Origin of the sequence: Solitalea lacus, assembly GCF_022014595.1 — a bacterium.
In the GTDB taxonomy this organism is placed as follows: Bacteria; Bacteroidota; Bacteroidia; order Sphingobacteriales; family Sphingobacteriaceae; genus Solitalea; species Solitalea lacus.
The window spans coordinates 1,928,188-1,947,695 of the sequence record NZ_CP091740.1 but is presented as its reverse complement, the minus strand read 5'-3'; the positions used below and the strand labels follow the sequence as shown (position 1 = coordinate 1,947,695).

Annotated in this window: 10 protein-coding genes, 2 tRNA genes and 2 rRNA genes; 1 reads left to right on the top strand and 13 read right to left on the bottom strand. The window is 41.0% G+C overall.

Going from position 1 to position 19,508, the window contains the following annotated elements; genetic code table 11:
- Positions 1–20: 20 nt before the first annotated feature.
- The 13 genes from L2B55_RS08235 to pbpC form a co-directional block, all read right to left on the bottom strand.
- Positions 21–2,896 (bottom strand): 23S ribosomal RNA (locus tag L2B55_RS08235).
- 121 nt (positions 2,897–3,017) lie between these two features.
- Positions 3,018–3,094 (bottom strand) — tRNA-Ala (locus tag L2B55_RS08230).
- Positions 3,095–3,107: 13 nt separating this feature from the next.
- Positions 3,108–3,182 (bottom strand) — tRNA-Ile (locus tag L2B55_RS08225).
- A gap of 134 nt (positions 3,183–3,316) precedes the next feature.
- A 16S ribosomal RNA gene (locus L2B55_RS08220) occupies positions 3,317–4,836 on the bottom strand.
- Together the 16S and 23S rRNA genes with 2 tRNA genes alongside form the textbook arrangement of a ribosomal RNA operon.
- Before the next feature lie 641 nt (positions 4,837–5,477).
- Complete coding sequence (locus L2B55_RS08215) at positions 5,478–5,999, bottom strand: TIGR00725 family protein (RefSeq protein ID WP_237850063.1); 522 nt, start codon at positions 5,997–5,999, stop codon at positions 5,478–5,480.
- Positions 6,000–6,101: 102 nt separating this feature from the next.
- Positions 6,102–7,076, bottom strand: coding sequence for a polyprenyl synthetase family protein (locus L2B55_RS08210; protein ID WP_237850062.1), 975 nt, complete (start codon positions 7,074–7,076; stop codon positions 6,102–6,104).
- Between the two features lie 30 nt (positions 7,077–7,106).
- Positions 7,107–9,242 (bottom strand): ribonuclease R, encoded by a 2,136-nt coding sequence (rnr, locus tag L2B55_RS08205; RefSeq protein WP_237850061.1) that lies wholly within the window; start codon positions 9,240–9,242, stop codon positions 7,107–7,109.
- Positions 9,243–9,300: 58 nt separating this feature from the next.
- A complete protein-coding gene (locus L2B55_RS08200; RefSeq protein ID WP_237850060.1) occupies positions 9,301–9,789 on the bottom strand; it encodes a DUF456 domain-containing protein in 489 nt (162 codons plus the stop codon).
- A 14-nt stretch (positions 9,790–9,803) separates the two neighbouring features.
- Positions 9,804–11,561 (bottom strand): ABC transporter ATP-binding protein, encoded by a 1,758-nt coding sequence (locus tag L2B55_RS08195; protein ID WP_237850059.1) that lies wholly within the window; start codon positions 11,559–11,561, stop codon positions 9,804–9,806.
- A 68-nt stretch (positions 11,562–11,629) separates the two neighbouring features.
- On the bottom strand, positions 11,630–12,340 hold the full coding sequence (locus L2B55_RS08190; protein ID WP_237850058.1) for a 3'-5' exonuclease: 711 nt from the start codon (positions 12,338–12,340) through the stop codon (positions 11,630–11,632).
- 53 nt (positions 12,341–12,393) lie between these two features.
- On the bottom strand, positions 12,394–14,916 hold the full coding sequence (locus L2B55_RS08185) for a DUF5686 family protein (RefSeq protein WP_237850057.1): 2,523 nt from the start codon (positions 14,914–14,916) through the stop codon (positions 12,394–12,396).
- Between the two features lie 272 nt (positions 14,917–15,188).
- A complete protein-coding gene (locus tag L2B55_RS08180; RefSeq protein ID WP_237850056.1) occupies positions 15,189–15,908 on the bottom strand; it encodes a hypothetical protein in 720 nt (239 codons plus the stop codon).
- Positions 15,909–16,109: 201 nt separating this feature from the next.
- On the bottom strand, positions 16,110–18,503 hold the full coding sequence (gene pbpC / locus L2B55_RS08175; protein WP_237850055.1) for a penicillin-binding protein 1C: 2,394 nt from the start codon (positions 18,501–18,503) through the stop codon (positions 16,110–16,112).
- 169 nt (positions 18,504–18,672) lie between these two features.
- On the opposite strand from pbpC, the gene L2B55_RS08170 reads away from it, so the two are divergent.
- The gene (locus tag L2B55_RS08170; RefSeq protein WP_237850054.1) at positions 18,673–19,293 is read left to right on the top strand and encodes a c-type cytochrome; all 621 of its coding nucleotides are present in this window, start codon (positions 18,673–18,675) and stop codon (positions 19,291–19,293) included.
- The last annotated feature ends 215 nt before the right edge of the window (positions 19,294–19,508 follow it).

Here is a 19,508-nt window from a genome sequence, read left to right as displayed (position 1 = left end):
TTGGTAAACGAGGCTTTCTTTTCAGAAAGTTTCGGAGAATTAGTACTACTCGACTGTGATGTTACCACCTTTACATCTGTAGCCTATCAACGTGGTCATCTTCCACGATCCTGTATGGATATCTCATCTTGTGGTGAGTTTCGCACTTAGATGCTTTCAGCGCTTATCTCGACCGAACGTAGCTACTCAGCAGTACAGCTGGCGCCATAACTGATTCACTAGCGGTTCGTCCAACCCGGTCCTCTCGTACTAAGGTCAGGTCCACTCAAATATCCTACGCCCACAACAGATAGGGACCGAACTGTCTCGCGACGTTCTGAACCCAGCTCGCGTGCCACTTTAATCGGCGAACAGCCGAACCCTTGGGACCTTCTCCAGCCCCAGGATGTGACGAGCCGACATCGAGGTGCCAAACCTCCCCGTCGATATGAGCTCTTGGGGGAGATCAGCCTGTTATCCCCAGCGTACCTTTTATCCTTTGAGCGATGGCCCTTCCATGCAGAACCACCGGATCACTATATCCTACTTTCGTACCTGATCGGCTTGTCGGCCTCACAGTCAAGCATGCTTTTGCTATTGCACTCCACGTACGGTTACCAAGCGTACTGAGCATACCTTTGAAAGCCTCCGTTACTCTTTTGGAGGCGACCACCCCAGTCAAACTACCCACCACACAATGTCCCCCACGTCCGCGGGGTTAGACACCGAATACAGAAAGGGTGGTATTTCAACGTTGACTCCACGAATCCTAGCGAACCCGCTTCATAGTCTCCCACCTATCCTACACATCCTGTACCCAATGTCAATGTGAAGTTGTAGTGAAGGTGCATGGGGTCTTTCCGTCCCGTTGCGGGTAACCGGCGTCTTCACCGATACCACAATTTCACCGAGCTCATGGCTGAGACAGCGTCCAGATCGTTACACCATTCGTGCAGGTCGGAACTTACCCGACAAGGAATTTCGCTACCTTAGGACCGTTATAGTTACGGCCGCCGTTTACTGGGGCTTCGATTCAATGCTTCGCCCTTTCGGACTAACATCCCCTCTTAACCTTCCAGCACCGGGCAGGTGTCAGGCCTTATACCTCATCTTTCGATTTTGCAAAGCCATGTGTTTTTGTTAAACAGTCGCCTGGACCTTTTCACTGCGGCCCCCGTTAAGGGGCGCCCCTTCTCCCGAAGTTACAGGGCCATTTTGCCGAGTTCCTTAGCCATGATTCACTCGAGCACCTTAGGATTCTCTCCTCGACTACCTGTGTCGGTTTGCGGTACGGGTATCTATAACCTGAAGTTTAGAGGATTTTCTCGGCAGCCTTTAGGATCACTATCCGCGCCCCCGTAGGTTTGCGGTACTTTCAGCTTTCTCCATCACTCACGGATTTGCCTATGAATGATATAGGTACGGCCTTTAACGAACTATTCCGTCAGTTCGCGGATCTTTCACCACTGCGTCTCCCCGTCACAATTATAGATAGTATGGGAATATTAACCCATTGTCCATCGGCTTCGCCCTTCGGCTACACCTTAGGCCCCGACTAACCCTGATCCGATTAGCGTTGATCAGGAAACCTTAGTCTTTCGGTGTGCAGGTTTCTCGCCTGCATTATCGTTACTTATGCCTACATTTGCTTTTCTAACCGCTCCAGCATTTCTGACGAAATACCTTCACCGCTGTTAGAATGCTCTCCTACCATAATACAGAGTATTATCCATAGCTTCGGTAATATACTTGATGCCCGATTATTATCCATGCCCGATCGCTCGACTAGTGAGCTGTTACGCACTCTTTAAATGAATGGCTGCTTCCAAGCCAACATCCTAGCTGTCTATGCAATCGGACCCCGTTAGTTCAACTTAGTATATATTTGGGGACCTTAGCTGATGGTCTGGGTTCTTTCCCTCTCGGCCTTGGACCTTAGCACCCAAAGCCTCACTCCAGCGTATATGTGTCTAGCATTCGGAGTTTATCTGGATTTGGTAGGATTTGACTCCCCCGCATCCAATTAGTAGCTCTACCTCTAGCACACTCAACCGCCAGGCTGTTCCTAAAAACATTTCGGAGAGTACGAGCTATTTCCCAGTTTGATTAGCCTTTCACCCCTACCCTCAAGTCATCCGAATACTTTTCAACGTAAACCGGTTCGGACCTCCATTACATGTTACTGCAACTTCATCCTGCTCAAGGGTAGATCACAAGGTTTCGCGTCTACTCCCACTGACTATGCGCCCTATTCAGACTCGCTTTCGCTTCGGCTCCGGATCTGAAATCCTTAACCTTGCCAGTGAGAAGTAACTCGTAGGCTCATTATGCAAAAGGCACGCCGTCACAGCTTACGCTGCTCCGACCGCTTGTAAGCGCACGGTTTCAGGTTCTATTGCACTCCCCTGTTCGGGGTTCTTTTCACCTTTCCTTCACAGTACTTGTTCACTATCGGTCTCTCAGTAGTATTTAGCCTTACCAGATGGTGCTGGCAGATTCCCACAAGGCGTCTCCGACCTCGCGGTACTCAGGATACAGTTAGGTATAACAATCTTACCAATACACGGCTGTCACGTTCTATGGCTGCTCTTCCCAAAGCATTCTTGTTCTTTTGTTAAGTCCACGGCACTGTCCTACAACCCCCATATTGCCGTAACAATATAGGTTTGGGCTCTTTCGCGTTCGCTCGCCACTACTTACGAAATCACTATTGTTTTCTCTTCCTCTGCTTACTTAGATGTTTCAGTTCGGCAGGTTAGCGTATTTTACAATCAGTCTTCAACTGATTAGGTTTCCCCATTCGGAAATCATCGGATCAATTCGTATTTGCCAATCCCCGATGCTTATCGCAGCTTATCACGTCCTTCATCGCCTCTGAGAGCCAAGGCATCCCCCGTGCGCCCTTAGTAACTTTCTTTTATTACTAAGACTTGCGTCTTAATGCTTACATTATAGAAATTAATCTATCTGTTGCTCGTTTACCTTTTCAGGTAACTTCTTTCAATATGTCAAAGAACTTCGTGAACCCTTTGGTTCATTGGTGGAGAATAACGGATTCGAACCGTTGACCCCCTGCGTGCAAGGCAGGTGCTCTAGCCAGCTGAGCTAATTCCCCAAGCTTTTTTAAGTAGTCCCGAGCAGACTTGAACTGCTGACCCCTACATTATCAGTGTAGTGCTCTAACCAAACTGAGCTACGGGACTTTGGATTGTTCCTGTAGGCAGTAGGCTTGTTCATTCATCTACCCTTCCTACCGGTACTTGGGTTTTCTCTTGGTGAAGTCTTGAAATGAGATTGTATAGCGCAGCAGCTAGTGATAACTGCTATCCTTCTCTAGAAAGGAGGTATTCCAGCCGCACCTTCCGGTACGGCTACCTTGTTACGACTTAGCCCTAATTACCAGTTTTGCCCTAAACCGCTCCTTGCGGCTACAGTCTTTAGGCACCCCCAGCTTTCATGGCTTGACGGGCGGTGTGTACAAGGCCCGGGAACGTATTCACCGCGTCATTGCTGATACGCGATTACTAGCGAATCCAACTTCATGAGGTCGAGTTGCAGACCTCAATCCGAACTGTGAATGGCTTTTTGAGATTGGCTTCATATTGCTATGTCGCAGCCCTCTGTACCATCCATTGTAGCACGTGTGTAGCCCCGGACGTAAGGGCCATGATGACTTGACGTCGTCCCCTCCTTCCTCTCTACTTGCGTAGGCAGTCTGTTTAGAGTCCCCATCTTAATGCTGGCAACTAAACATAGGGGTTGCGCTCGTTGCGGGACTTAACCCAACACCTCACGGCACGAGCTGACGACAGCCATGCAGCACCTAGTTTCGTGTGATTGCTCACTAATCTATTTCTAGATTATTCACTAACTTTCAAGCCCGGGTAAGGTTCCTCGCGTATCATCGAATTAAACCACATGCTCCTCCGCTTGTGCGGGCCCCCGTCAATTCCTTTGAGTTTCAATCTTGCGACCGTACTCCCCAGGTGGATTACTTAACGCTTTCGCTTAGCCGCCGACTGTATATCGCCGACAGCGAGTAATCATCGTTTAGGGCGTGGACTACCAGGGTATCTAATCCTGTTTGATCCCCACGCTTTCGTGCCTCAGCGTCAGTTACACTTTAGTGAGCTGCCTTCGCAATCGGTGTTCTGTGACATATCTATGCATTTCACCGCTACTTGTCACATTCCGCCCACTTCATCTGTACTCAAGCGAACCAGTATCAAAGGCAGTTCTACAGTTGAGCTGCAGGCTTTCACCTCTGACTTAATTCGCCGCCTACGCACCCTTTAAACCCAATAAATCCGGATAACGCTTGGATCCTCCGTATTACCGCGGCTGCTGGCACGGAGTTAGCCGATCCTTATTCTTCGGGTACCTTCAACTCATTACACGTAATGAGGTTTATTCCCCGACAAAAGCAGTTTACAACCCGTAGGGCCGTCATCCTGCACGCGGCATGGCTGGTTCAGACTTGCGTCCATTGACCAATATTCCTTACTGCTGCCTCCCGTAGGAGTCTGGTCCGTGTCTCAGTACCAGTGTGGGGGACCATCCTCTCAGATCCCCTATGCATCGTAGCCTTGGTAAGCCGTTACCTTACCAACTAGCTAATGCAACGCATGCCCATCTCTAATCACCTTAGTTTTAACAGTTAAATGATGCCATTCTGCTGTTTTATGCGGTATTAATCTCCCTTTCGGAAGGCTATCCCCCAATTAGAGGTAGGTTGCATACGTGTTACGCACCCGTGCGCCACTTTCATGAAGAGCAAGCTCCTCAATCTCGTTCGACTTGCATGTATTAGGCCTGCCGCTAGCGTTCATCCTGAGCCAGGATCAAACTCTCCGTTGTATACTTTAAGTTTGTTCCTTGTATCTTGCGATACAGGTGGTTCCGAAGAACCATTGTCTCTTGGATTGACAGTTATTGTATGCTAGCTTCTTGTATTGCTACAAGTTGCTGCGCTATTCTCATCTCTTCAAAGAACGTTCGGTTAACCGTTGTTAACCTGTGGCGGATAGTACCGGAGTCGAACCGATTCGTCTTGCGACTTCCCTGTATCCTTCGTCGTTTTTTCTTTCTTCTTTTTCGCTGCCGACCTTCCGTCTCAGCGGGGCTGCAAAGGTAAGCATCTTTTTGACTTCTGCAAGAACTTTTTTTTAATTTTTTTTCTCGCTTTTTCGCTTTCGATTCCTTTTCAGGCCAGTTTTTCAATTTCTTCCGCTGTTGACTTCCTCATCAGCATCCCCGTCGTTTCGGGAGTGCAAAAGTACAACTCTTTTCATTACCTCCAAATCTTTTTCTCCATTTCCTTCCCACTCCCCACCTAACACCTTGGAATCCTGATCGAAAAATTTTAGAAAAGAGATTTAATGTAATCAAAATTCATCAATTCATCAAGAGAAATCTCAAGTAATATTCACTCCCATTAATTACAGAAAGGATGACAATTGCCATCCTTTCCTTCTATTCCTTCTATTAATAATTCAATATTAATTTAAAATATCATCCAGGTGAAGCCAGTCGCCAACCTTTTTTTCCAGTTCTTTAATATTCTCGCAAGAGATAATTACATCCGGACGTAATGTATCCAATTGCTTTCCAGCAAACTCTTGTGCATACCCTCCATAAGCTTTCAATGCAAAGATTGGTTTATTTTGAATCCAGGCGAAACAGATTTCAGAAAGAGTAGCTGCCCCTCCCCCAATCACTATAATAAAATCCCCGCTAAGAATATTTACATAGTTACGGGCATGTCCCAGGCCTGTTGGAATTACAACTTTACACCACGAATTGGCCTTAGTGCTTTCCTCAAAAGGTAAAATCCCAACAGTCAACCCTCCGGCTTCTGCAGCTCCTTTGCTAGCAGCTTCCATGACCCCTCCTCTTCCACCGGTAACAACAGTAACTCCCATTTTAGCTAAAATGGCCCCAACAGTTTCGGCGGCTGTTAATGCTTCCGGTTCTGCATCCGAATCACCGATTACAGTTGCTTGAATTCTGCTAACATTCATAAAATAACTTACTAAAAAAGTAGATTTTGATTGTAGAAATAAATTGACAAAAATCCACTTGATAAAAATTGATTGCTTAAACTTTACAGCTAGGGTGAATAATCAATGTTCGCGAACCAAGAGTTGATTAGCAAAATCGATAAGTAATTGTTTACGGGTTTGGTCGGCCTTTATTTCATTTAAATGTAAAAGAGCATCCTCTACAAATGCTTGCATCTTTTCTTCTGCAAGCTCTCGTAAATTTAGTTCGTCATAAATTAATTTGATGGCATTTACTTTTTGCTCAGCAATAAAAACCTGTGTATTTAACCAGTGATTGAGTGATGATTTTGCCGTTCCTTGAGCCATTTCCAAGGCCTTAATCAACAAATATGTTTTTTTGTTAGCAATGATATCTCCACCTATCTGTTTACCAAATTTCTCCGGCTCGCCATATACATCCAAAATATCATCTTGAAGCTGAAATGCAACACCCAACTTTTTACCAAACTGATACAAATGTTCTGCATCAGCTTCTGATGCTCCTCCCAGCAATGCCCCCGTTTTTAAACATGCACCTAACAAAACAGCAGTCTTTAATGCTATCATATTGATGTATTGATCAACATTAACAGTATCATACTGTTCAAAATTCATATCGATTTGCTGACCTTCACAAACTTCAGCCGCCGTTTTATTAAACAGATTCAAAACTTGGCGAAGATGCATATCAGAAACCTGCATCATTAACTCATACGCCTTTACCAACATCACATCTCCGGAAAGAATTGCAACATTAGGATTCCATTTTTCATGAACGGTAGCTTGCCCCCTACGAATTGGGGCATTATCCATAATATCGTCGTGCATCAATGTAAAATTATGAAACACCTCCAGACCTAAAGCCGGAATTATGGAGGGTTGAATTTCATCGGTAAACAAATTGCATCCCATAAGTGTCAATACCGGACGCATACGTTTTCCGCCCAATTGCATTAGATATCGAATGGGTTCATACAACTCAGCTGGAAACGCCGGCAATGATATTTGATCTACTTCTTTACTTATTATATCTTGTAATTGCTTAATTGAATACATTATTATTTAATAGGTTTGAGAGAGGAATGGTTACTGGTGATTTAACACCATCACAAAATCAATTTGGCGCTTAATAAGATTTACTGCTTTTACTTTAATCTTTACGGTATCTCCCAGTTGATATTTTTTCTTCTTACGTTGGCCAATGATGCAGTAATTGGCTTCATCCAATACATAAAAATCATCATTCATATCTCGCAGTCGAATCATTCCCTCACACTTGTTATCAATAATTTCCACATACATACCCCATTCAGTTACTCCTGAAACCACACCTTCAAACTCTTCTCCAATATTATCTTTCAAATATTCGGCTTGCTTATACTTAACCGAAGCACGTTCTGCCTCTGCGGCTTTTTTCTCCATTTGCGAAGAATGTTCGCACATTTTCTCATACTGAGCTTCATTTGCCGATTTACCATTAACCAAATACTGGGCAAGCAATCGATGCGAAAGAACATCAGGATAACGGCGGATTGGAGAGGTAAAATGTGTATAATAATCAAAAGCTAACCCGTAATGGCTGCTCTTTTTTGTAGTATAAATTGCCTTGGCCATTGAACGTATTGCCAGTTGTGTTAATACATTCTGTTCTTTTTTCCCCACTACGTCATCCATCAGAAAATTCAATGATTTTGAAATTTCCTTATGGCTCTTTGTGCTAATTTTATAACCAAAGCGAGAAGCAAATTCTGAGAATTTCAACAACATTGTTTCATCAGGCGCATCGTGAACACGATAAACAAATGTATAAGTACGTTTTTTAGGACCTAGCTTAGCAACATATTCAGCAACCCGACGGTTGGCCAATAACATAAAATCTTCGATCAATTTATGTGCATCCTTACGCTCTTTCACATAAACACCAATAGGTTTACCTTTTGCATCAAGCTTGAACTTAACTTCAGTTGTTTCAAAATTGATGGCTCCTAAAGCAAAACGGTGATCCCGAAGAATGTAAGCCAGTTTGTTCAATGTTAGCAGCTCATCTGCAAATTGTCCATCTTTACCCTCCAAAATTTCCTGCGCTTCTTCATAGGTAAAGCGTCTGTCAGAGTTAATAACCGTGCGACCGAACCATTCATTGATAATATTTGCTTTCCCATCCATTTCAAAAACGGCTGAAAAAGTCAGTTTCTCTTCATTGGGTCTAAGCGAACAAACTCCGTTTGACAAACGCTCAGGCAACATCGGGATTACACGATCAACCAAATAAACAGAGGTTCCCCTTTCTTGAGCTTCCCTATCCAATAAGGTATCAGGTTGAACATAATGAGATACATCCGCAATGTGAACCCCAATTTCATAATTTCCGTTCTCCAGTTTTTTGAAAGAAATTGCATCATCAAAGTCTTTTGCATCAGCCGGGTCGATAGTAAATGTAGTTACAGCTCTGAAATCACGACGTTTTGAAATTTCTTCAGATGTAATTACATCCGAAAGCTGATTGGCCTCAGTTTCAACATTTTCAGGAAACATAATAGGGAATCCGAAATCAGCCAAAATGGCGTTCATTTCGGTATTATTCTCCCCTGGCCTACCTAACACATGGATAATTTCACCGATAGGATTTTTGGCACCCTGAGGCCAGTCGGTAATGCGTGCAATGGCCTTATCTCCATCTTTAACATTTTTCAACCCTTGCTGCGGAATGAAAATATCATGCAGCATTTTTCGGTCATCCGGAACTAAGAAACCAAATTTACCCTCAAGTGTAACTAATCCAGAGTATTCCCATTTAGTCCGTTCCAAAATCTCCACTACTTCACCTTCTGGCTGGCGACCATTATTTTTTGCGTAAACGAAAATTTTAACCGTATCTCCGTTTAAAGCATTGCGTAGTTTCCGAGGAGCTATGTAAACATCCTGATCCAACTCAGGAGTTATAACATAAGCTGAACCAGATGCAGCCATATCAACACGACCGACTACAAATGTTTTTAACGCTTTTATCTGAAATTTACCGGGAGTTGGCTCACTCAATGTTCCCTGTTTAGCCTCTGCGCGTAAGACTTCGAGAATTACTTTCCTCGACTCTTCATCATTAATATTTAGTTTGGCGCTTATTTGCTTATAATTAAGCGCTTGGTTAGGATGCTGCGATAATATATTTACCACCAATTGGGTAAAAATCTGGCGCAATCCTTTCATTGTTTTTTTCGCCATGCAACGAAGATAGGAAAATTAGAAGTAGGATTTAGAGGTTGGAAGTAAAGTAGAGCCGCTAAAAACTTGCGGCAAACCAATCCTTTATAAAATAAAAGGCGAAAATTATGCTTACGATCATTTTCATTGCTGTTCCAGCAATAAATCCGGCAAAAGAACCTAGTCCAGATTTGAGTGCCTTTTGCCAATCACTGGTATCGTGGATCAGTTCACCCAAAATCGCTCCCACAAACGGGCCTAAAATTATACCCAACGGACCAAGGAAAACACCTACTAGTAGTCCAACAGCAGCACCACGTTGACCATAAGGAGTTCCACCCGACCGTTTGGTTCCCCATACCGGAATGTAGTAATCAAGAATACTTACTACCAAAACAATTACAGCGGTAAATATTAAAAACTTATCACTGTACTCTACCCTATCTGTAAAATGAAGAAATAACAAACCCAGCCAACTAAGCGGCGGGCCTGGCAACACAGGCAAAAAACTCCCTAAGAAACCGCCAATTATGCAAACCAACCCAAGTGCAATGAGTAATATATCCATCCTTGATACCTTTATTAAACTTTTAGCAGTTTACCTTTGGGAATTGCATCAATTAATCTTTTAGTATACTCCTGTTGCGGATTATTGTAAATCTTCTCAGGATCACCCATTTCCTCAATCTTTCCTTTTTTCATTACCACCATACGATCAGAAATGAATTTTACGACAGAAAGGTCATGCGAAATGAAGATATAAGTAAGATTAAACTCTTCACGAAGTTCAATTAACAAATTAAGTACCTGAGCCTGAACAGATACGTCCAAAGCTGAAACTGATTCATCACAAATAATAAACTTTGGATTCAGAGCCAAAGCACGGGCAATGCAGATACGCTGTCTTTGCCCTCCAGAAAATTCATGCGGATAACGATTGAAATGCTCCTCCTTTAAATTCACCCTTCTAAGCAATTCTAATACACGCTCTTTCCGTTCTTTGTCATTCATTAACACCTTATGAACCTGCATCGGCTCCATAATTGAACTTCCAACAGTCAAGCGAGGATTTAACGAAGAATACGGATCTTGAAAAATAATTTGTACGTCTTTGCGAAGTTCGCGCATTTGTTCATTAGACAAACTACGCAACTCCTTCCCCTCAAACAAAATACTCCCTCCGGTGGGTTCAACTAAACGCAAAATACTTCGCCCCAAAGTTGTTTTACCACAACCGGATTCACCTACCAAGCCTAAGGTTTCACCTGGATAAACATCAAACGTAATATCATCCACTGCTTTAACATAGTCATTTGCCTTACCGAATAGGCCTTTTTTAATTGGAAACCATGTTTGCACACCCGATAGTTTCAGCAGTGGTTCCTGTGCATACAATTTTTTTCTTCTCTCTTCCCTTTCGCCGGATTTGAATCCAAATTGGTCATCTAAATTATTCAAGTTGATGGCTGTTTCAAGGATAGTTCCGTCTTCTGTGACTTCCATAAAATCTGAAACAGTAGGCAATCTTTTAAGTCGAAGATTCGCTGCCGGACGGCATGCCAGCAACCCTTTTGTATATGGGTGTTGCGGCTGGAGAAAAATCCTGTCGGCTAAACCTTGTTCAACCACCTGACCTTTGTACATTACCACAACCTTGTCTGATATCTCAGAAACCAAACCCAAATCGTGAGAAATGAAAATCATGCTCATCCCACGATCTTGTTTCAGTTTTTTCAGAAGTTCAATAATTGTTTTTTGTACAGTAACATCTAGGGCAGTTGTAGGTTCATCAGCTATTAACAGTTTTGGATTACATGAAAGTGCCATGGCAATCATTACACGCTGTTTTTGACCTCCAGAAACCTGATGTGGATAAGAATCATACAATTGTTCGGCTCTTGGCAGCTGCACCTCATTAAACAAATCAATGGTTTTTTGGCGGGCTGTAGCTTTATCTACCTTTTGATGCAATCGAATGGCTTCAGAAACCTGATCCCCTAATGTGTAAACGGGATTAAGCGACGTCATTGGTTCTTGAAAAATCATCGCAATTTTATTTCCACGGAAAGCCCTAATTTCTTCTTCAGAAAGGGTTAGCAAATTAGTTGTATTCCCTTCTTCGGTAAATAAAATCTCCCCTTCATTTCGGCCGTTGCTCTTGGCAATCAATTGCATGATTGATAATGATGTAACTGATTTACCCGAACCCGATTCTCCTACAATGCCTACTACTTCTCCTTCATCTAGGGAAAAGTTGACATTTTTAACCGCTATTACCCAACCGTTTTCTGTTTTAAAATGTGTATTAAGATTTTTTACTTCAAGAATTGCCTTTGACATGCCCGCAAAATAGCAATTAAGAATGATTGGAACGATAGAAATTTAGAGGGAAATAAATGCGACAGAGGCTATACAATTTCAACTTTATCAGCAGAAATTAAATTGCTTCCTTTAAACTTTAACAAGAGCTGAGCGATGGTAAGCACGTCTTTTTCGCAATAAGTACGAATTCGTTCCAAATCGTGGCTGTTCCAGTAAACCTCTCCCACCATGCTTCCATCAATATCATCTTTTGGAGTTGGAATTCCGAAAACTGCAGCTAATAACCGAAGGGAAGTATAACTTTTATAATCTCCGAATTTCCATAGCTCCATCGTATCGAGGAGATTGATTTCCCAAGGCCTTTTCCCTGCATTATCTAATAAATGAGGGAGAAGAACCCCATTGATCAGCATTCTTCTTGACAAATAAGGAAAGTCGAATTCCTTCCCGTTATGTGCACATAAAATGGCAGTACTTTTTTGTTTGTGAAGCAAATCTGCAAAATCATTCAGTAAAGCCTTTTCATCATCACCATAAAAGGATTTCACTCTAAAACGTTTGTCATCTCCATCAATAATAATTCTACCAATAGATATACAAACAATTTTACCAAACTCGGCATAAATGGCAGCTCGTTGATACACTTCTGAAGCTGATTGATCCTCTTTTCTAAAGTATCCCGATTTAGCATCCCACAGGAGCTTAAACTCTTCACTTAACGAATCAAAATCTGACTGTTGTGAAACCGTTTCAATATCTAAAAATAAAATATTGGGTAGATGTAGGTGATGCAGCATTGTACTTATTTATAACTAACAGTTAAAAAACATACAATAACTAAACCATTTTTCTATAAACTAACTTTTGCAGCTAGTTTAATTCCACCTTTAGATTCTCCAGAATAAGTATAAGTTAATCGTTTAAAATACCCTACCGATAAAAATCTGAAAATATTATCCAAGCTTGCCCCTACTTCAATATAAGGCTTATTAAATGTTAATGATTTTAAACCTAAAGGGCGCTCCATCTGCCACTGATTTAGTAACACTTTATTTTCATTACGTAAACTACCAAAGACCAACCCTGCATATATGCTCGTTCTGCATCTTAAATAACGGCTTAATTGAGCAAACACAGGCACTCGGTCACATAATGGAGAATCGAATGAATGATTCCAGTTAAAAGCTACGTATTGATCACTTACAAACTCGGCATATTTCATTTGGTTGAATCCTCTGTCAAAAATCATGATCGATTCATTACCTTGATGAGTTCGTAGTAATGGAAATGGCACTTTGGAGAAAATATATCCTCCATTTATCTGGAAAAAGGAATGGCCTAAGCCCAAAACATTTATATTTTTTTGCGAAATATTAGCATAAACCTTCTGGTAATTATACTGTCCACCCAACAAACCTTTCACCCCCTTTGCCAACCAAACCGTAAAACGAGGAAACTGCATTCCGCCCATATTAATCTGACGGTTATTCTTCATCCTTATTTTTTTCTGGGTTTTCATAAAAGATATTTCCAGAAGGATTTCAGAATAAGTTAAATCATTAAACCGCATTGGACTTAATTGGACATCCTTCAAACTGGAATTATGGAAAGAAAGTTTCTGCCTGATTTCAGCAGTCAAATCAGTTTCAAACCATACTTTGTTCTGATTTTGATAGAATGGCAAACGCTCTGCAATAGCCGCCCAGCGTGTACTTGTGATAAACAACTCACGCATAAAGGCATTAGCATTTACCCATTCACTGTTGTTCTCCCCTACTATACTCAGCGGCAAAATATCTTTCTGAATGCTTGCCCCCCAAATACTGTTACGCTTATTTCTATATCGATATGCTACCTCTGACGAGTATTTAAATTGTTTATCAGTAAAACCGTACGCAATTGATCCTGCTAATTGCCAATTTGCATGAAAGTATTGATTGCTTCGCAAAGCTACTCCTGGTCTAAAGCCTTCCACATCATTCCATAACCCAAATCGAGTAATCGGACCAATATCAACTTGTCCAACCGGATAATACAACGTACCTATAACGTTTGCTAATTTCACATTTTGCTTTACTGCTCCTAGATTTCGCATCGCTTCTATCTGAGAAAAAATAGCAGGAGGAACCGTTGAAGAACTGTTTAACCTGGCAACTAGCTCCCTGCGCTTTAAATCAAATTCTGAAATTGTGGTATCTGCAAGTTGATAATAGAAATTTGGTTCGTAGAGTTTATTGGCTACTATATTTGAGTTTAGGGTTAGATAGCTAACGTAGATACGAGGTAAAAGATTTTGAGGATCAACTACCTCCGCCTTCGATAAAGTACTAACCGGAAAGCATGCACTTTCACCTTTTGCTAAATGCTGTTCAATACTAAGGTTTTCAATAAAATTGATGGTGGTTTTGTTATTCGTTTGTAAACTAAGCTTAACCGGAGCATAATCATTAATACTTAACCAAATAGTACCGGTAAATGCCAGCGCTGCCGGATTATGAGGTTTTATATCAATTCGCGTGCACCATACGCCATCAACTAAATCACTATCGGCTTTTAACTTATACTTATAGTTTAAAATACAACCATCTCCTAAAGGAGAAGAAAAGTCCTTTGATAAGATTCGGATGTAATTATTGAAGAAATTATAGTTATTAAGTTTTCCCGTCAATAAATCACCGGCGGCATCCACGTCATCAATACCAATTCCTTTCACATTTTTATTAACCACATCTTCCCTTTCCGCTTGCGGATTGTTCGAATTATAGTAGTTACTATAGGTTTCGGCAGCAACAATAGGTATCATTGAATTACCGAGACTGTCTTTCACAATATTCAATTCCTTGGCTTTGGTTCGCATCTGTTTAAAAATGCGCATACCATTAATTGATGAACTATCCGCACTGCTCAAGTAGCTTTCAACGCGGCTGTAGCTTTCGTATTCATAGGCCTTTAAATTGAATGGATTATTGATTTTCCTTCTTTTCAAGGCTTCCCGAATAATGTCGTAGGCAGGATCTTCTCGTTTGAACGTAACTATATAATCGTTCAACAATACTGTTGAAGAAACTAACTTAACCACTAAAGTATCGGTTTGACTTTCATCAAAACCCACGATCGCCTTTTTGTAACCTACAAAGTTTACCTCTAGAGAATCCTTAAGATTTTTTGGTATCACCAATTTAAAATAACCATTTACATCTGTAAGAATTCCAGTCCCTTTAGTTTTCAGGAATGAAACACTTGCGCCGGGTAACGGATCTCCGTATTGTTCGTCTATTACTTTTCCATTAAGCACCCATTGCCCATTTACAGTTACCGGAATAAGGAATAGAAAAAATAAGAAAATGCGTAACAATAGGACTTGCCCCGGCATATAATTGGTTTAGCTTTAATTAAAATGATAGATTAGAATGAGAGGCAAACATTTATGCAAAGAAAAAACAATAGAATTAAAAAATAAATGCCGGTTACCTATTTTTTATATTTTTATACATGTTTAAACAATCATCATAAATATCTGACTCAACAAGCTCTTTCATTTATCAAAGCTATTGAACGACCTCATTTCTGAAGTGGAATCATAGGAATTAAGGAATCAATAAATTGGAATAAAAAATGACACCTTTTAAGGGTGCCATTCTGCTATTATTTTGAACTTAAGTTCGCTCGATAGAAAATCAATTCATCCCAACGTTTATCAATATTCTCTGCAACTTTTTGGATGAATTTATCATAAGAACCCGCTCCGTTAGCCGCATTATATCTTTCAGCCATCGGCTTACGATAGCCTTCTGCTAATTCTTTTAAGCCCCCTTTCATCCGAAAGGCAATTGTAATTGAAGGAGGGCCTGATGCCACTGATTTATATACGGCAACAGATTCATTTCCTGATTGCCACATTTTTTTCAAGGATTTAATCATTTCTAAAACCTGGGGAAACTTACCGGGTTTAGGATAAAGATGGATTAGGGAAACTTTATCAGTATAATCAGTAAGGGCAACTGTACTTAATTCCTCACTATATACCCCATAGGCTGAGGTGCCACGATCCGAAATTAAAGGAGCAATATTAGTGTTCCAATCAGTCATATGTTCAGCGCTTATATCGCCGCGCCCATCAATTGCATCCCAACTGGTGGGTCCTTCAACGATATTATAACCGCCAGCATCCGGACCGGTTTCAATACTAAACACTCTCCACCGCCAATCTCCGGTGTGAAATTTTTGTGCGTGACTGGCAAGAGCTTTTTCAAATTCAGCTCCTTTGTCGGGTTTAGGGAATACTCGTGTTGTATTAACAACATTCTTTGTCTGGCTCATTCCTAATACTGGAAGAAGCAACAGAAGAAAAAAAAGCTTTTTCATTTAGAGAGAGTATAAATAGGTACCATAAAAATAGATATGTATTTTATTGAATAACTAGTAATTTAATAAATAAGATTGAAAAATAAAATGGATTATACAATTTATTAACAAGTTCGAAGAAGCGTGATTACTATTGATAACAAAACGGAAGAAATAGCTTTTAGAATGGCCATAAAAATCACAATAACTTGAGCTGCATTTTTACTTCTCCTTTTCCAAAATTTCAAATCCAATTTCCAGTCGTTCACCATTTTCATCTACCAAAGTAAGTTTATGTTTACCCGGTTTAGGATTTAATGCAACTTGATGAAAGCTTTTGGTGGTTTCAATAAATTTATCATCCAGATGCCAAAAGATTGCTGTTTCGGCGTTACGATGGGCAACTGAAAAAATCGTTTTTCCTTTTGAACCGTCAAATTCTAACGGAACATAAATTTTAGATCCATTTTTCGGATAAATCATGTCCATTGCAGTGCCTTGTTCTGTGGCTCCAACACAGTCGGGTTTAAAAGGTGGTAGTGGCTGATAATATTGATTTTTTGATTTATAATACCATTCCATGGATGGAGGAAGAACAAACCATGCTCTAGTTTTCATTTTGTCGGGAGATTCACAGTCAGCGTTTACACGATACCTCCCGCTTTGGTCTAAATGTATCAACTGATGATAAGGACACATCTGTGTATTTACGCCAGCTTTAGGTACCCAAACCGAATCAGACATTTCGCATAGCTTACTTGCTTTATATCCGCTTAGCCTGCAAATGGGTATTTTTCTAAGTTTATCATAGGGTGCATCAAACCAGTTTCCGGCTGGTAAAAGTCTGAAAATATCAAACATAACCGGAGCCGCCATAGAGATGCCAGTTAAACCGGGCCGACCTTCTCCATCAGCATTACCAGCCCAAACTGCCACAACATATTTTGGAGTAAGTCCTATTGCCCAACCATCGCGAAACCCAAAACTAGTTCCTGTTTTCCAGGCAATACGTTGTGTTGATGAAAATTGCTGCCAAAGTTGTTCTTCTCCGGGACGCATAACTTCTTCCATCGCATTAAATGTGGACCAAATTGCTCCAGCATCTAAAACTCCATGATCGCGTAAGTTGTCGGCGTTATCAGCCATATTAGTTTTAACCAGACAATAATTAGGCTGATGAAAATCTTCTGATGCATATTTCCCATTATCTCTGCTTTGATGATTTAATGTTCGGGCCAAACCGGCATAGATTCCGGCCAATTCCCACATAGAATTCTCTCCTCCTCCAAGTATCAATGATAAGCCATAATGTCCTGATGGTTGTTTAAGTGTAGTAACTCCAAGTTGCTTAAGCTTATCGTAAAAACGTTCATAGCGATAATTCTGCAACATTTTCACCGCTGGAATATTTAATGAACGTGCCAGAGCGCGTGATGCCGGAACAGCTCCATCGTAGCCTAAATCGTAATTTTCGGGAGTATACCCGGCAACCTGAGTTGGTATATCAGGTATCAAGGTATTAGGCAAAATATCGCCTTCAGAAAGCATTGCAGCATACAATAATGGTTTTAAGGTACTACCCGGACTGCGAGGAGCCGGTATTACATCAACCTGGTTATCGGAAATGCCATTAACAATATTACCAACGTAGGCCAGTGCATTTCCGGTTTCAACATCTAATACTAAAGCAGCAGCGTTATCAACTCCATTTGCTTTAAAATAAATATGATGACGGTTTAGGATATCAGAAACTTTTTGCTGCAGTTCAAATTGAACAGTGCTAAGGATGCGCGTTTCTTTGAATAATTGAGGCTGATGCTTAAAATCATGCACGAACCGATCCAGTAGGTGAGGTGCAAAACGGGGTAATGCATATGGTTTATCAGGTAGCGGCTCCAACTTTGATAATTCACAAGTGCTTTTGTCAATAATGTTTTCTGACAATAATTTATCCAGCAACCTGTTTCTCTTTGTTTCCAATATTTTCCTGTTTTTACCCGGATGTACCAGCGAAGGACTATTAGGCAGCACTGCCAAAGCAGCTATTTCTCCCCAGCTCAATTGATCAGCCGAACGACCGTAATAACGCCAAGATGCAGCCTCCAAACCAATAACATTAGTTCCGAAAGGAGCATTAGCAGCATATATAGCCAAAATTTCTTTTTTTGACTTTGAAAGCTCTAACCGAAACGCCAAGAGCATTTCTATTAACTTTTGACTGATAGTACGTGGCTTATTTCTTGAAAGTCTTACAACCTGCATAGTGATGGTACTACCACCGCTCACTACTGAGTTAGCTTTTATATTTTGCTCAATTGCCCTCCCAAATGCTAACGGATCAATGCCCAAATGGTGATAAAATCGTTTGTCTTCAAAGGCAACAATGCATTTCGAAAACTTTTCAGGGACTATTTCATTGTTTGGAAAACGCCATTGTCCATCGCTGGCTATTGTTGCACCCAGAAGCTCGCCTTTATTATCTTCAAGAACAAAACAGGTAGGAGAATTAAATAATTTATCAGGAAGGGAGAAGAACCTAAACCAAATTAACCCTATTAAAATAGCACAACAGATTAATTTCTTTGTTTTAGATAGGTTTTTGAGCTTTTGCAACATTATGTAAATATATAAATGGCAAACTCAAACACTATACTTTATTGAATTTCATCCTTACCGCAGAACAACAATTTACAACCTACTGTATATCAACTCAATAAAACTTAAACACCAATAATAATTCCGTAAATTTATACCACAAGTTCTTTGCAACTTAACTACTAATGCTATGAAACGCAATTCCAGTCTTTTCATAACGTATCTAATAGGCATGTTATGGATATTTAACGGATGCGGCGGCGCACCTGAACAAAACACCGAAATGAATAATGATCAGCTAGTCGAACGTGGCAAATACCTAACCATCGCAGCCTCTTGCAATTATTGTCACTCACCAAAGTTATCAACTCCTTATGAAGGATTGATTCTTGACAGCACCCGCTTACTTTCAGGTCATCAGGCAGGAACGGCTTTATCAACCATTAACTATAAGGTTGATTCTACGTTAACTCGTAAGGGTGATTGGGCTTTGATGAGTTTAGACATGACAGCCTTTGCCGGACCATGGGGAATTTCTTACACTGCTAACTTAACACCCGATACCGCCACTGGTATTGGTGCCTGGAGTGAAGATGCTTTCATCAAAACACTCAGAACTGGTAAACACTTGGGCCAACCAGGCGGACGTAATGTATTGCCTCCTATGCCATGGGCACTAATTGGACAAATGTCTGACGATGACCTCAAAGCTATTTATACTTATTTACGTACCTTACCTCCAGTTGCAAACCAGGTTCCTGCTCCTGTACCGCCAGAAGAAGTGAATAAGGTTTTAACAACAAAGAAATAAGCCGATACCTAAAGAAATTTTTAAAAAAACAAGTCAAGAATTCTCGAGTGGTTTGGAAGGGACTTAAAGGAGGAAGTCCCTTCAGGGATTTATAACTTACAACATTTAATGTCGAATGATATCGTTTGTTCGCTTTTAGCGTAGCAAATAAAAGGAGCTTAAATCATTTCGAGTTCATAAAACCTCATATTTTTTACCCCTCATGCAAGCCTGCC

Bases quoted from the DNA above. Each gene is read 5' to 3' on its own strand.
- L2B55_RS08215 (WP_237850063.1), bottom strand. From the start codon at position 5,999: ATGAATGTTAGCAGAATTCAAGCAACTGTAATCGGTGATTCGGATGCA.
- L2B55_RS08210 (WP_237850062.1), bottom strand. From the start codon at position 7,076: ATGTATTCAATTAAGCAATTACAAGATATAATAAGTAAAGAAGTAGAT.
- rnr (WP_237850061.1), bottom strand. From the start codon at position 9,242: ATGGCGAAAAAAACAATGAAAGGATTGCGCCAGATTTTTACCCAATTG.
- L2B55_RS08200 (WP_237850060.1), bottom strand. From the start codon at position 9,789: ATGGATATATTACTCATTGCACTTGGGTTGGTTTGCATAATTGGCGGT.
- L2B55_RS08195 (WP_237850059.1), bottom strand. From the start codon at position 11,561: ATGTCAAAGGCAATTCTTGAAGTAAAAAATCTTAATACACATTTTAAA.
- L2B55_RS08190 (WP_237850058.1), bottom strand. From the start codon at position 12,340: ATGCTGCATCACCTACATCTACCCAATATTTTATTTTTAGATATTGAA.
- L2B55_RS08185 (WP_237850057.1), bottom strand. From the start codon at position 14,916: ATGCCGGGGCAAGTCCTATTGTTACGCATTTTCTTATTTTTTCTATTC.
- L2B55_RS08180 (WP_237850056.1), bottom strand. From the start codon at position 15,908: ATGAAAAAGCTTTTTTTTCTTCTGTTGCTTCTTCCAGTATTAGGAATG.
- pbpC (WP_237850055.1), bottom strand. From the start codon at position 18,503: ATGTTGCAAAAGCTCAAAAACCTATCTAAAACAAAGAAATTAATCTGT.
- L2B55_RS08170 (WP_237850054.1), top strand. From the start codon at position 18,673: ATGAAACGCAATTCCAGTCTTTTCATAACGTATCTAATAGGCATGTTA.